General features: G+C 44.6%; 12 protein-coding genes. 6 read left to right on the forward strand and 6 right to left on the reverse strand.

The features are described from left to right. The first annotated feature begins 26 nt into the window (after positions 1 to 26). The 4 genes from ACPD8L_RS08060 (at position 27) to ACPD8L_RS08075 (ending at position 3,297) form a co-directional block, all read left to right on the forward strand. Positions 27 to 452 (forward strand): hypothetical protein, encoded by a 426-nt coding sequence (locus tag ACPD8L_RS08060; RefSeq protein ID WP_423942863.1) that lies wholly within the window; start codon positions 27 to 29, stop codon positions 450 to 452. Then, positions 449 to 973, forward strand: coding sequence for a DUF1648 domain-containing protein (locus ACPD8L_RS08065; RefSeq protein ID WP_423942865.1), 525 nt, complete (start codon positions 449 to 451; stop codon positions 971 to 973). The genes ACPD8L_RS08060 and ACPD8L_RS08065 overlap by 4 nt, the downstream gene beginning before the upstream one ends. 449 nt (positions 974 to 1,422) lie before the next feature. Then, positions 1,423 to 2,979, forward strand: coding sequence for a peptidase associated/transthyretin-like domain-containing protein (locus tag ACPD8L_RS08070; protein WP_423942866.1), 1,557 nt, complete (start codon positions 1,423 to 1,425; stop codon positions 2,977 to 2,979). A gap of 135 nt (positions 2,980 to 3,114) precedes the next feature. Beyond that, positions 3,115 to 3,297, forward strand: coding sequence for a hypothetical protein (locus ACPD8L_RS08075; protein WP_423942868.1), 183 nt, complete (start codon positions 3,115 to 3,117; stop codon positions 3,295 to 3,297). 56 nt (positions 3,298 to 3,353) lie between these two features. On the opposite strand, the gene ACPD8L_RS08080 is transcribed toward ACPD8L_RS08075, so the two are convergent. Both ACPD8L_RS08080 and ACPD8L_RS08085 read right to left on the reverse strand, forming a co-directional pair. Further along, positions 3,354 to 4,343: a hypothetical protein gene (locus ACPD8L_RS08080; protein ID WP_423942869.1), complete on the reverse strand. Its 990-nt coding sequence runs from the start codon at positions 4,341 to 4,343 to the stop codon at positions 3,354 to 3,356. Between the two features lie 223 nt (positions 4,344 to 4,566). Continuing rightward, positions 4,567 to 5,160, reverse strand: a complete 594-nt coding sequence (locus ACPD8L_RS08085) for a hypothetical protein (RefSeq protein ID WP_423942870.1) — start codon at positions 5,158 to 5,160, stop codon at positions 4,567 to 4,569. An 842-nt stretch (positions 5,161 to 6,002) separates the two neighbouring features. Here ACPD8L_RS08085 and ACPD8L_RS08090 point away from each other — a divergent pair. Next, positions 6,003 to 7,460, forward strand: coding sequence for a BCCT family transporter (locus tag ACPD8L_RS08090; protein WP_421810016.1), 1,458 nt, complete (start codon positions 6,003 to 6,005; stop codon positions 7,458 to 7,460). 485 nt (positions 7,461 to 7,945) lie between these two features. On the opposite strand, the gene ctlX is transcribed toward ACPD8L_RS08090, so the two are convergent. Together ctlX and ACPD8L_RS08100 are read right to left on the reverse strand one after the other, a co-directional pair. Continuing rightward, the gene (gene ctlX / locus ACPD8L_RS08095; protein ID WP_423942982.1) at positions 7,946 to 8,851 is read right to left on the reverse strand and encodes a citrulline utilization hydrolase CtlX; all 906 of its coding nucleotides are present in this window, start codon (positions 8,849 to 8,851) and stop codon (positions 7,946 to 7,948) included. A gap of 67 nt (positions 8,852 to 8,918) precedes the next feature. After that, positions 8,919 to 9,833: a dimethylarginine dimethylaminohydrolase family protein gene (locus tag ACPD8L_RS08100; protein ID WP_293302152.1), complete on the reverse strand. Its 915-nt coding sequence runs from the start codon at positions 9,831 to 9,833 to the stop codon at positions 8,919 to 8,921. Between the two features lie 282 nt (positions 9,834 to 10,115). On the opposite strand from ACPD8L_RS08100, the gene ACPD8L_RS08105 reads away from it, so the two are divergent. Beyond that, complete coding sequence (locus tag ACPD8L_RS08105; RefSeq protein WP_116218565.1) at positions 10,116 to 10,577, forward strand: hypothetical protein; 462 nt, start codon at positions 10,116 to 10,118, stop codon at positions 10,575 to 10,577. A gap of 52 nt (positions 10,578 to 10,629) precedes the next feature. Here ACPD8L_RS08105 and ACPD8L_RS08110 read toward each other — a convergent pair whose 3' ends face one another. Next, positions 10,630 to 11,913 (reverse strand): citrate synthase, encoded by a 1,284-nt coding sequence (locus tag ACPD8L_RS08110; protein WP_116218566.1) that lies wholly within the window; start codon positions 11,911 to 11,913, stop codon positions 10,630 to 10,632. A 122-nt stretch (positions 11,914 to 12,035) separates the two neighbouring features. Further along, the gene (locus tag ACPD8L_RS08115; RefSeq protein WP_116218567.1) at positions 12,036 to 13,577 is read right to left on the reverse strand and encodes a glycogen synthase; all 1,542 of its coding nucleotides are present in this window, start codon (positions 13,575 to 13,577) and stop codon (positions 12,036 to 12,038) included. Positions 13,578 to 13,633: the final 56 nt, after the last annotated feature.

Consider the following 13,633-nt stretch of genomic DNA (forward strand, 5'->3'; position numbering starts at 1 on the left):
ACACACAATTTTGAGTATTTTTAAGCATGCTTCTGAACGTCTCTTACTCCAACAAGGACATCACCCGAAAAATTGACGAGTCGGTAGGCAAGCCTTTTCCCTTAAGGGAAAGGTTCTCCATGGGCGGTATTGGCTCCCCAAAACTCTTTATCACCGAGACCAGCATAGAAATCCACAATCTCCTCATTTTGGACAACAACCTCAACTCCTGCAACATAGAACTGCGGCCCAAGGGCATCATTGTGCGGTTCCGTTCGCTGTTGGAAACCTACGGGCTCATTATCCCCTACTACAAACTGACCCTGTACAAAGGCGAAATGGCCGTACACTCCATCCATATGGACCATCATTTCATCAAGGTCATGTCCGACACCAAGGCCGTTCAAAAGTTCTTCAAAAAGTTGCTGGACCATAAAGCAAACAATGCACCAACCTCTATTGAAGACCTATGAGTTTCTTTAAAAAAAATCCAAGAGTCGACATAAAGCCCTCGCACATTGACCAAAAGTTGCACCGTGCGGGATGGATGGTCGTGGCCTTCAATACGGTTTTGGTCCTTGCGGTCTACATGGACCTACCGGAGACCATCCCCACCCATTTCAACTTTCAGGGCGAAGTGGACGGGTACGGGCATAAATCCACCCTTTGGGTGATACCTATTCTCAGTGCCGTGCTACACCTGTTTATGGGACTTGTTGTCATGAAACTGAAACCGTGGCTCATGAACTACCCCGTTAAGGTCACCGAGGAAAATGCCCCCAAATTATATCCATTGGCCCTTCGCATGCTGGCGGTGATGAACTTCTGTTTTGTGGTAGGCTTTTTAATCACCACCGGGATCATCCTCCTAAAACTAAAGGGCTGGGTAGACACCTTGGAGGTGAAGCTTCTGATCGCCCTATGGGTGTTCAATGGATTTCTACCGCTTTACTACGCCTATAGAATGGTAGTGGTGGCAAGAAAAGAGGTCTAGGTTCAATTCGAGTAAATTTGTGGCATTTGTGGCATTTGTGTCAAACCAAAAGAGATTTCTCGACTGCGCTCGAAATGACAAAACAGGCAAATCGTCATTTCGAAATGAGTCCCGAAAGCAGTTGGGACGATTGAGAAATCCCAACTAACCCATAGATTTCTCACATTCGTTCGAAATGACATAAGACATTGGAGAAAATTCGTGGCATTCGTGTCAAACCAAAAGAGATTTCTCACAGCTCCTTCGGCCACCCTCAGGACAAGGCTCAAAATGACAAAAAAAGCAAATCGTCATTTCGATATGAGATGCAAAGCATCGATTGAGAAATCTGAACCCAAAAGAGATTCTTCGTTTCACTCAGAATGACATGGGAAATTCGAGTAAATCCGTGGCATTCGTGTCAAAACCCAAATACCCTGTTACAAATCCCCTCTTAAATCGTCTAACCCATGTGCAACCTTTTAGCAGTTGCCCTGTCTTTATACAAAACACATCAAAAAAACGAACAGATGACCTTGTCCAACACCAAGATCTTCATTCTTCTACTTATGCTCATGGCCCTGCCCATGACCGCCCAGACCATCAGCTCCAAATTAGTGGATGCAAAGACCAAAAAAGGCATTCCGTATGCCACAGTACAGTATGGCGAGCACAAGGGCGTAATCACCAATGATGAAGGCCGTTTCAGCTTTACTTTGGAAGCCACCTCGGCACCCGACTCCATCCATATCTCCTCCATGGGGTACGCCAAACAGGGTTTTGCCTTTGCCCAATTGCAGGACAGTGTGGTGCTTCTCCAACCCAAGGCCATAGAACTCAGCGGCGTGTACGTGTTCGACAAGGAGCTTACCGTGGACGAGATCATCGAGAAAATGGTGGAGCGCCTTCCGCAGAACATCAACAAGGAACCCGTGAAACAGCGCTTCTTTTTACGGCAGTCCGAGTTGGCCACCATCACCAAGGTGGACTTCGGGTTTGAGGAATCCAGCATTGCGGAGCTCAATAAGGGGCTTATGGACAGTATTGCGGCGAGCATCCCCAAAAATGCCAAAACCTATACCGAAAGTCTGGGCGACCTCTACAAACACAACGGCAAATACAAACTGGACATCATCAAGGCCGCCGACCTGTACGATAAGAACCAAGTGGGTTCCTTTGAGGAACTGGGTGAGCGCATGCAGACCATTTTTACCCAGAACATAAAACCGGACTCCTACCTGAAGATCAAATCGGGTATCTTTAGCCAAAAGGTGCAGGTAGATTCCATCCTCAGCGAAATGGCAGAGGAAGAGGCCCAAAACCTACAGGACGAAGTGGAAAAGGACACCATCTCCGGTCTGGTGGATGCCCAGCGAAGCGCGTTCAAGGAACTGCTGAACGAACTCTACTACCAAGAGGACAGCAAACTGGACCTTACCCGAAAGACCCGAAAATACGCCTTTACCCTGGCCGGCTATGCCGAAATGGACGATGCCGGGGTCTACGTGATCGACTACGAGCCCAAGCGGGGCAGTGCCGAGTTCAAGGGCCGCCTCTACATCAACATCTCCGACTTTGCCATTATGCGGCTGGATGTACAGAACACCGAGCGCCTGCGCAATTTTAGGCTGCTGGGCATTACCTACCGCGAAGTGCTCTACAAGGGCACCATGCGCTTTGCCCAACTGCCCAATGGCAAGTACGACCTCCGCTTTATGGACTTTACCTTTGGCCGCTACTTTGCCGTGGACCGCCCCCTAAAGGTGATTGAAAAGAACAAGCACGTAAAGGGCCGCCGCAAGCAGAACGAACTCTCGCTGAACATAGATTTTAGGATGAGCCCCACCCAAAAATGGGAACTGGTGGTGTTTGACCAAGAAGTGGTGCCCGAAGACCGGTTTACCAACTTTAAAGAGGACAAGACCGTACGCGCCACCTATATGCCCACCTACGACCCCGGGTTTTGGCAAGGCCATACCATTATGGAGCCCAACCAAGCCATACGGGAGTTTACTGTGGAAGAATAGTTGTAAGGGTTGAGTTTTTAGTGTTGAGTTTTTAATTTCCCGCTAAAGTCTTTTACCCTTCACCCAACACCTTTTACCCCTCTTGTCATATATGACATGTACCCGTTGCCGAAAAACGTCTTTCTTGCTTCTATTATGGAAAAAGACGAGACTTTTAAAGAATGGATTGTAGACGGCTACGGCTCTCCTGAAAAATTGGCCCAAATTTTAGAGTTGGGGATTTTTATGCTGTTCTTTTTGGAAGAAGACACCTTCTCCCGAAGGGAGGTGCAAGATGTAGTGGAAGCGATGAAGGGGATTGTGTTGAAGTTGCAGTAAGTTTAATGTCATACTGATTCACAAGAAGTCTTCATTTTTAAAAAATTTAATTCTAATTACTTTTCTAAGACTACCTTGTCCACGCCCTTAAACCCACCTGTTTTAGTGAATTTCATATTGTGAACAAAGTTTTGCATACTATCCGAAGGGTCTATTGATTCAAGATTTAGCGATTGGATGGTTTCAGGTGGCATGATGACAGAAAGAATAGAAGTTTTCTCCAAATGTCCTGTTTTTGAATTCAAGAGATTTGACACCGCATTAACTCTAACATATTCTACGGGCAAATAGGCAAAAACCTCTCTAGCGATTCTAATCACCGCACTGCAAATATGATCCTGATATAACTCATTGAATTTCGATTTCGGCATATTCTTTTTTGAAAGTTTACCTGTCGAAGTTTGAGTCAGTACATAGTCAGGAATTATGTCTATGCTGTTCACATGTATGTCTACATCAATAAAACGCTCCGAGAAAGAAATGTTTAACTTTGAACCCAATTCCCCAATATCTGAGAAAGGGTCAAAATACTCTATTGCTTGTTTATAGCTTTCCGTGTCCTTGCCTTCAACCCCACTACATATTTCTTGAAGTTCTTCCCAATTTTCCAATTCTGTTTTGTATTGTTCAAAATTCAGGTCGTTCTTCTTTTTATCTTTTTCCTTTGCCCTCTCAACTTCCTTCTTTAATCGCTCAATTTTCTTTTTTGAAGAACCAAACATCTTATCCATAAATGATGGTTTAAACAAGTCTAATTTATTTTTAGCGACAATCTCAAAAGTATCCGAAATTTCTGGTTCAGAAGGCTTTGGTTCATTTCTTATCATTTCCCAACTCACTGTTTCAGTACAATTCTTGTGTACCGATTGTAACACTTCCACATAGTAGTTATAATCAGAAACCGCTTGTCTTGCATCTTCAATAGATTGAAACTTTTGCTGCTCCTTAAATCTTTTTGCTGCCTCTCGTGCCCTTCTTTGCTGCTCTCTTTCAGCTCTTCGAACCGCAGCACCATATGATCTAAGTACTTGATTTACCGTTGCCATTTTAAAATATTTAGTAACATGAAGCCCTATTCAATGTGAATAAAAGTCGTCGGAAAAAAACATGTTTCGGGGAGGGAAACTTCTAAATATCAACCCAATATAATATTTTTTACCAAAATATCTTACAAAGTATAGCGAAAAAGCCTATAGCGGTTTCAATAGGTACGCTTTTTAAAAAATACAAAGGGTCAAACTTTAGCCCTTTCTTTTGGCTGTCTTTTCGTCATACCTTATAATCCACCATGGATTTCATGGTTCCCACGCCCAATGTCAACAGCACCAATCCAACAGCAAAGGCTCCACTCGCCAAGGCCAGGTCCAATCCATTGGCCCAATCGTATTGGCCAAGCCAGCCATACGGCTCTTCCCATTCGTCCAACGTCAAGGATTCAACCAAGAACACCAAGAAAAAATAAAATGAGAGCATGATCTGCTCTATGCCCCTTTTCACAGTCTTCGCATAATGTATGTCGTCTTCAGTGAGAAGACCTCCATTGGTAAGAATGGTGTTTATCCTACCCATTTCGGCATGTGTAAATGAAATAAGAAAACTTACCACGGCAATGGCCAATGCAGCCATTGTGGCCGCCAAGGTTGTGTCCAAAGGTTCGTCAAGGCTGTTGTACCAACTTATGCTGCTTGGGGCATTGGTGGTTTTGGTTTCCGGGACCTCGTTGGGCTCTTCCGAGGGCAAGACCTCTTGCACCGCTTGGGGCACGGAATCCAATATGGAGTCCTTTTTAATGGATTGCCCAAAGGTACACACAGCAAAAATCAGGGTGCAGACCGCTACAACGCGTTTTGGTTTTGGTTTCATACTTCAATGCTTTAAAACGTTACTCTATTTTTCTACGCTATGTTCTGTTCCTTTTGGAACAGAACGTCAAAAAAAAAGCTTGCCATTATGCATGGGTATTTCCAGTCTCCGGTTTGGGGCGGTAGAACATCCTTGGCCATGTCCCATTCCTAGGACGGCATTTCAAAAAAAGGTTTTGGGGGAAGTTGTTAAAAGTTAGACCAATATAATATTTTTCGCCAAATTATCTTACAAGGTATAGCGAGAAAGCTTATACCCATTGACAAATCGCAATAAACACTATTCAATGAACAATGGCCATCTTGTCATTCCCGCGCACGCGGGAATCCACCTGCCCAAAAGAAAAAGATTCCTGCTTTTGCAGGAATGACATAAGGCATTCGAGTAAATTTGTGCCATTCGTGTCAACCCCGAAAAGAGATTTCTCGACTGCGCTCGAAATGATAAAACCAAGCAAATCGTCATTTCGACATGAGTCCCGATAGTCCTCGGGACGATTGAGAAATCCCAACCCACCCATAGATTTCTCACAGCTCCTTCGACTTCGCTCAGGACAGGGCTCAGAATGCCAAGTGATAGGACCATAACCATTCTTACTGTCATTCCCGCGCACGCGGGAATCCAGCAGCCCAAAAGAAAAAGATTCCTGCTTTCGCAGGAATGACATAGAGCATTCGAGATAATTCGTGTAATTCGTGTCAAATCAAAATTGATTTCTCGACTGCGCTCGAAATGACAAGTGCAGATTTCCTGTTATCTTCGAAAAAACAAATGGATTCCCGCCTGCGCGGGAATGACAAAATAAGGTCGGCATTTACAACTTCTTAAAACATAACCCACTATTGGCGGTCTCCACAGGGCTGCTGTTACTGTTTTCGGCAGTGGTGTTCCTGTTTACGGAGTGGAGCTACCAATCCATTGAGGTGCTCTCGCTCTGGGTGCGGAGCCACTTTGGGTATTTCTACCTATATCTGGGCCTCGGCTGTGTATTGCTGCTCTTGGGCATTGCCGTATCGCCTTGGGGAAAGCTCAAACTGGGAAAACCCAACGAAAAACCCGAACATTCCACTTGGGCATGGGCCAGTATGCTCTACAGCACCGGCATGGGAGCCGGTATTTTGCTCCGGGCCGTGCAGGAGCCTGTTTTTATGCAGCAAAACCCGCCTTTTGCCACCAATACCACCCCAGAAATCTTGGCACTGGAGTTCACCTTTTACCAATGGGGCTTTACCGCTTGGGCCTTTTATGGACTGTTTGCCCTGATCATTGGCCATGCGCTCTTTGCCAAACACCAAAAAGTACTGGTAAGCAGTTCCATCCCTCAAAAATTCAAAGGCACCAAACGCGCCAATGCGGTGGATATTTTAGCCATCATCACCACTGTTTTCGGGTTGATCGCCGCCATAGGCCTGGGCACCGCCCAGATTACGGGAGGGCTCAACCATGTGTTCCAATCCGAGTTGGGGGTGACGGTTACCCTGCTATTGGCGCTGTTGATTTCCGCCATTGCGTTTGTCTCGGTGTGGTTGGGGGTGGACAAGGGTATCAAACAGATTTCCAAATTCAATATTTTGGTGACACTGCTGTTGTTGGCCTTTGTGTTCGTCAATAGCAATATGGGGGATATCCTGCTTTCCTTCGGAAAGGCCTCTTGGCACTACCTCATGGATTTTGTTCCGATGAGCATCGCAGTGGGGCGCTACAACCCCGGCATCGACTTCCTCACTGATTGGACGTTTTACTACTGGGCCTTCTGGTTGGCTTGGGCTCCCTTTACCGGTATTTTCATCGCCCGGATTTCACGAGGTCGCACCTTGCGGCAAATGCTGTTGGGGGTATTGATCATCCCTTCGCTGGGGACCTTCTTTTGGTTTTCGGTCTTTGGCACTTCGGCCTTTGAAATTATTGAAAGTTGGGGCAGTTACAACAATGAGTTTGGCAGTGTGTTTTCCTCCATTTTTATCTTTTTTGGGGAATATCCGCTTTCGGGACTGCTCAACGGCATCACCATTTTGCTTTTGGCAAGTTTTTTGGTCACTTCGGTGGATTCTGCCGTATTTGTCCTGAGCATGTTTACGGACAAGGGTAATCCCAACCCACAACGTAAACATCGATTGATTTGGTCCATCTTTATTTTGCTGGCCACTTTGGCGCTCATTCTGTTGGGCAATGCCAAACCGAACATGGATGTGCTCACCGCCGTTCAGAAATTGCTCATCATCACTTCCCTGCCCTTCGCTTTTTTTATGGTATTTATGGCCGCGGTGTTCTTAAGTGGATTCAAAGGCAATACTCAATAATCAATTAACAATGGGCAATGACCAATGCCTATCTTGTCATTTCGACATGAGATGTAAAGCATCGATTGAGAAATCTCAATCAACAGATTTCTCACAGCTCCTTCGGCCATTCTCAGGACAGGGTTCTAAATGACCTAGAACAATCAATATCATTCCCGCACAGGCGGGTATCCACCACCCCAAAACAAAATGGATTCCTGCTTTCGCAGGAATGACATAAAGCATTCGAAGAAATTGGTGCCATTTGTGTGCAACAAAAAAGAGATTTCTCACATTCGTTCGAAATGACCTAGAGCATTCGTGATAATTTGTGGAATTAGTGTCCAACCAAAATGAGATTTCTCGACTGCGCTCGATGTGACAAAAAAGCAAAACATCATTTCGATATGAGATGCAAAGCATCGATTGAGAAATCCCAACCCGCCCATAGATTTCTCACAGCTCCTTCGCCTTATGCTCAGGACAAGGTTCGAAATGACTTGGTATTAAGCCTTTGGGAGGAAAACTTCCGCCATCATACAACGGGCACTGCCACCCCCACAGGTCTCAATGGTATCCAACGGGCTGTGGATGATGGTGCAATGTTTCTCAATAGCCTTGATCTGATCATTTCTGAGACTGTTGTATGCGGCTGAACTCATCACCATAAAACGTTGGTCGTTGGCCCCGATTACTTGGAGCATGTTCCCAGCAAAGTGGTACATCTGCTCCTCGGTAATGTCGATGATTTCCTTACCATCCATCTTAAGATGGTCCACTACATTCTTGCGTTCTTTCTTATCATCAATAGTGGCCAAACAAATCACCGCAAAGGTCTCGGCCATGGCCATCATCACATTGGTGTGGTAAATGGGCAAACGCTGCCCGTCCACGGTCTGGTTGGCCGTAAAAATGACGGGGAAACAGTCGAAATCCTCACAGAACTCAATGAAAAGTTCCTCATGGGCCCGTTCGGACAGCGCACAATACGCCTTTTGATGGACACGGTCCAAAAGAATGCTTCCCGTTCCCTCCAAAAACACGCCTTCTTCCTCAGCTTCGGTATAGTCCATGACATTGTTGATGGCAAAACCTTGCTGCTCCAGAATGTCCAAAATATCTTCCCGGCGTTCCTTTCTTCGGTTTTCCGCGAACATCGGATATACGCATACCGTCCCATCTTCATGAAAGGAGACCCAGTTGTTCGGAAAAATGGAATCCGGGGTGTCCTGTTCCTTGATATCGTCCACCACGACCACTTGGACCCCGTGATTCCGAAGCTCCTGCACAAAAGCGTCAAACTCCTGTTGTGCCTTCTGGTTGATCTCCGTGTTCTTTAGGTCAAGGTCTTCCTGAAAATAATTGTTGACGGCTGTTTGTTCGTTCATCCGGAAAGCCACCGGACGAATCATGAGAATGGTATTGGTAATCTGTGTCCTCAATGTTTGTTTTGTTAAGTTTTCTAGACAAAGGTGAGTATTATTCCCGAATCAAGGGCATGGTACTGCACCGAAGTAATCCCTCCTGTTTGGCAATTTCGGCATAGGGGATTTCCTCTACGGTAAAACCTTGTTCCCGTAACCAGTTATTGAGTCGGGTAAATCCTTTTTCGGACACCACCACGTCAGGGGAAATTGAAAATACGTTGCTGAACATTTGATACATTTCGTCTTTGTTGATCTCAAAAACATTGTCTTTTCCAAAATAGTCCACCAACCATTGGTATTCCTCTTCCAACAGAAATCCATTTCTGTGCAAAATGGCCTTATCCTTCCCCACAGGTTGAAAACAACAGTCCAAATGCAGGGCATTTTCCTTGGGGTCTGTGTTGGATTTACGTAGTTCAAAAGACTTTACGGTTTTGTGGGGAAACATCTGTCGGATGTACTCCACGGCTTCCTTATTGGTACGGGCCGTGATATAATCCGGGTAATCCGGGCCGGTATAGGTTCCGATAAAGATATGGTCGTTCCAGGGCATTACGTCCCCGCCCTCAATATGAACTTCTTCCGGAGGTCGAATGATCTTGTTGGGGTCTATTTTGTCCAACACCTCACGAATGGCCACGAACTCCCGTTCGCGATCCGGGAGAATGTTGGCGTGAAAAAGCTTGTCCTCAATCACAAAAGCAATATCACGGGCAAAAATCTGATTGCAGTCATGCAACACTTCTGGGCGATATACCTCCACTCCATGTTTCTGGAACACTTGGGCAAAGGCATCCATTTCCAAGATCATATCGGCTTCCTTGGGGTAGGTTCCCGCCAAAATATGTTCCAAGGATTTGGGATCATAGGCTTCATCAGGACTGGGTATGGGACCACAGCTTTTGGCCGTACCCAAAATTACAGCCTTCAAGGGGCTGGTTTCATCCACAATATTCAATTGCATCATACCGGGTTATGCTATTATTGATACATGAGCATCAAGATACATGGGGTTTCCCATAAAATTTTAAGGCAAATCTAGTGTTTTACCATCTATTTTCCATTTGTAGGAAAAGAAAAAACCATAGTCTTTTTACGGGTTTCCCTTAGTTGAAATTAGCAATTGGACAAAATCTTAATATTTTGATTATCATGTCATTAAAAACAACCACTTCATGCGTTTTTTTACCCTATAAATGTGAAGACTACTTTTTTAATCATTACATTTGTACTAAGATTTTTCTTACAAATGAAAAAAGTGTTTTTTTCTTCCATATTGGTTGTAGGGCTGGTTGCCATCCTTGGTCAAATCAATGCCAAGCATTACGGAGGTCTCTTTTCAGACGACACCAAGGCTGAACATAAAGAGCCTGTGGTGTATTCTGCAAAATTCAAGGAATGTATCGATATCAAGGATTTCCCCAAAAAGAAACCCTCAAAATATGAAGCTGCTTTTGAAGAAAGTGGCAGGGATATGGAGATGGTCCAAGCTTCCCTTAAAAAATTCAAGGTTTCTCTTGACTCTACTTTAAAAAACTTGAGCTATATAGACGCGCACGAATTTTTACACACACGGTTTCAACAATCCGAAGCGTTTATATTGAATCATGATGATATCTCCAAAACACAAGAATACTACCACCGCGAAATCATGCGGATATGCTATGACCATGACCGGCTCCTAAATCTTGATTCAGGTAATTTCCATTAAAGGTCCAATAAAAAAGGCGATTGAAAATTCAATCGCCTTTTTATTTTGTTGACTATCTTTTCTCCAAGGGAACAAAAGACCTCAAGTTTTCGCCAATATAGACCTGACGTGGTCTTCCGATAGGTTCTTTACGCAAGCGCATCTCTCTCCATTGTGCAATCCACCCGGGCAATCTACCCAAAGCAAACATCACGGTGAACATTTCGGTTGGGATGCCCAACGCCCTATAAATGATTCCGGAATAGAAATCCACGTTGGGATATAATTTACGATCTACAAAGTACTTATCTTCCAAAGCTTCTTTTTCCAAACCTTTGGCGATATCCAGAATAGGGTCCTCTATCCCCAAGTTGCCCAATACTTCGTCAGCAGCTTTTTTAATGATCCTTGCCCTTGGGTCAAAGTTTTTGTACACGCGGTGTCCAAAGCCCATCAATCTAAAAGGATCGTTCTTATCCTTGGCCTTGGCCATATATTTTTTGGTATCGCCGCCATCTTCCTGTATGGCTTCCAACATTTCCAAAACCGCTTGGTTGGCCCCACCGTGCAATGGTCCCCATAGCGCAGAGATTCCCGCCGATAGCGAAGCGAACAACCCTGCATGGGATGAGCCCACAATACGTACGGTTGATGTGGAACAGTTTTGCTCATGGTCTGCATGCAAAATCAATAGTTTGTCCAATGCATTGATGGCAATAGGGTCTTTCTTGTATTCTTGGTTAGGCCTTTTGAACATCATTTTGTGGATATTCTCCACATAGCCCAAACTATCATCACCATAATCCAGTGGCAACCCCTTTTTCTTGCGCTGTGTCCAAGCCACTAAAACTGGAAACTTGGCCAAAATGCGTACAATGGAATTGTACATGGCACTTTCCGAAGAAACATCCACAGAACTTGGGTTAAAAGCCACCAAGGCACTCGTCAAAGACGATAGGACACCCATGGGGTGTGCCGACTTTGGAAAACCGTCCAAGATTTTCTTCATCTCTTCATCCACTTGCGACTCCTCTTTAATATCGCTGTGGAATTTTTCCAATTGTTCTTTATTGGGCAATTCGCCAAAAATCAGCAAATATGCCACTTCCAAAAAGTCGGCTTTCTCTGCAAGCTCTTCAATGGAGTACCCTCGATACCGTAAAATCCCCTTTTCGCCGTCCAAAAAGGTAATGGCACTTTCGCAAGAACCGGTGTTCTTGTACCCTGGATCTAAGGTCACTATCCCACTTTCCGCCCTCAAGCTTTTTATATCAATTGCCAATTCATCTTCAGTACCTTTCACCACGGGAAATTCATACCGTTTCCCTCCATATTCGAGTATAGCTGTATCCGACATTTTATGTTTTAATAGATTAGTAAAAATAGAGGCGGAAAAATACGAAAAAGCAGAACCATTAACAATTTACAATCGCTATTTGTGTTGGTATTAACAGTAAAATACCAATTGCAAAAAAATTGTTATGATTCTAATCGGTATAGGACCTTGTAATACTCATCCACCGACTTCTTCCAGGTAAAGCGCATGCGCTTGGCCGCTGTCTGGATTTTCTTCCAAGTGGGTTTATCGTTTTGATACACATCCAACGCTTCATCCAGGGTTTCCAACATGTTCTTTATCTTTTCCTCATAGTTCTCGCCGTCAAAACTGAAACCGGTCTTCATGTGTTTCACGGTATCTTTCAGTCCACCTGTATTGTGCACCAAACAAGGGTTTCCATTGCGCATGGCCAACATCTGGCTAATGCCACAAGGCTCAAAAAGGCTGGGCATAAAATAGAGGTCGGATTCCAGATAAATGGAGTCTATTAAATTCTCTGATTGCCCGTTGGTAAAAATGAAGTTTTTGTGCTCGTAGCTCAACTTTCGGAAGAGCTCCTCATATTCCGGGGCACCGGTACCCAACAGCATAAAAATACCGTCCACTTTTTCAAGCTTCTTCAGGATTTCCACAAAGGCTTCCGGGGAACGCATAAAAAAATAGAACTTTTGCTCCGTTAACCGGGCCACACTGGAGGCAATGAACTTAGGCCTATTATCCACAAATTCCATAATCTTCTCACCCGTATGGGCCAGAAAATCTGCCTTGTATTTTTTGGATTCTTCTTGCAGCCATCTAAAGAGGGCTTTGACCGTATTCCTATAAATGAATCCCTTTGACTCTTTATTGATATTCTTGTAATTACAGCCGTTGAGTATCCCGAAGAGCCTTCCTTCCTCATCGGCCTTTTGTAAATCTCTTTCCAGTCCCTCTCCCCCTATAAATTCAGGAGGTGAGCTGGGCAACAAAATATCTTCCTTATAAGAAGGCGAAACGGTGTGTACCGCATCGGCAAAACGGATTCCCACGGCCATAAGGTTGATGCAGTCCTTATATCTGTAATCCATGAGTGCCTTATAATCAATGGGCACATTGGGAAACCAATTTTTCACGGATGAATAGTTGTCATCAAAGGGTCGTATCCCCTGAATTGCCAGATTATGGATACTATATACAAACCGAAGATCCTTTAGGTTTTTGTATTCGGGATGATATTGCCTTAAAAACAGTAAGAGACTGGAATGCCAATCGTGCAAATGGACCACATCCAAATCCCCAAAAGCTCCTTTTTTAATCGCCTCGGCCACTGCGGTACAGAAAATGAAATACTTAATGGCATCGGTATAAAAAGGTTCTTCGGGGTCATTATGGTAAATATGGGCGATATCCCCAGACTCAATCTCTGGGTGGTGCAACACATAGTGTACAATATTTGGGTACTCCTTTTTGGGTTTCACTTCATAAAGTTCCGCCATGTATCCCAGACCCCTTAGGCTAAAATTCAGGTTGGTCCTGAGTAGCTCTCCATGATGTAACCTTCCGTAGGAAGGTACTACAACGTGTACCTTGTCTCCACGTTCGGAAATCATCCGGGGCACATCCCGGACCACATCACCCATTCCTCCGGCCTTGCAATTGGCCAATCCATCATTTTCCGCAGCAACAAAAAGGAAATTGTTCATAGGTACGTTTCAGTTTGTTCAGTTACAAACATTAATTTATATAAAGTTTGCCACGG

Origin of the sequence: Flagellimonas algicida, assembly GCF_049629585.1 — a bacterium.
Lineage (GTDB): Bacteria > Bacteroidota > Bacteroidia > Flavobacteriales > Flavobacteriaceae > Flagellimonas.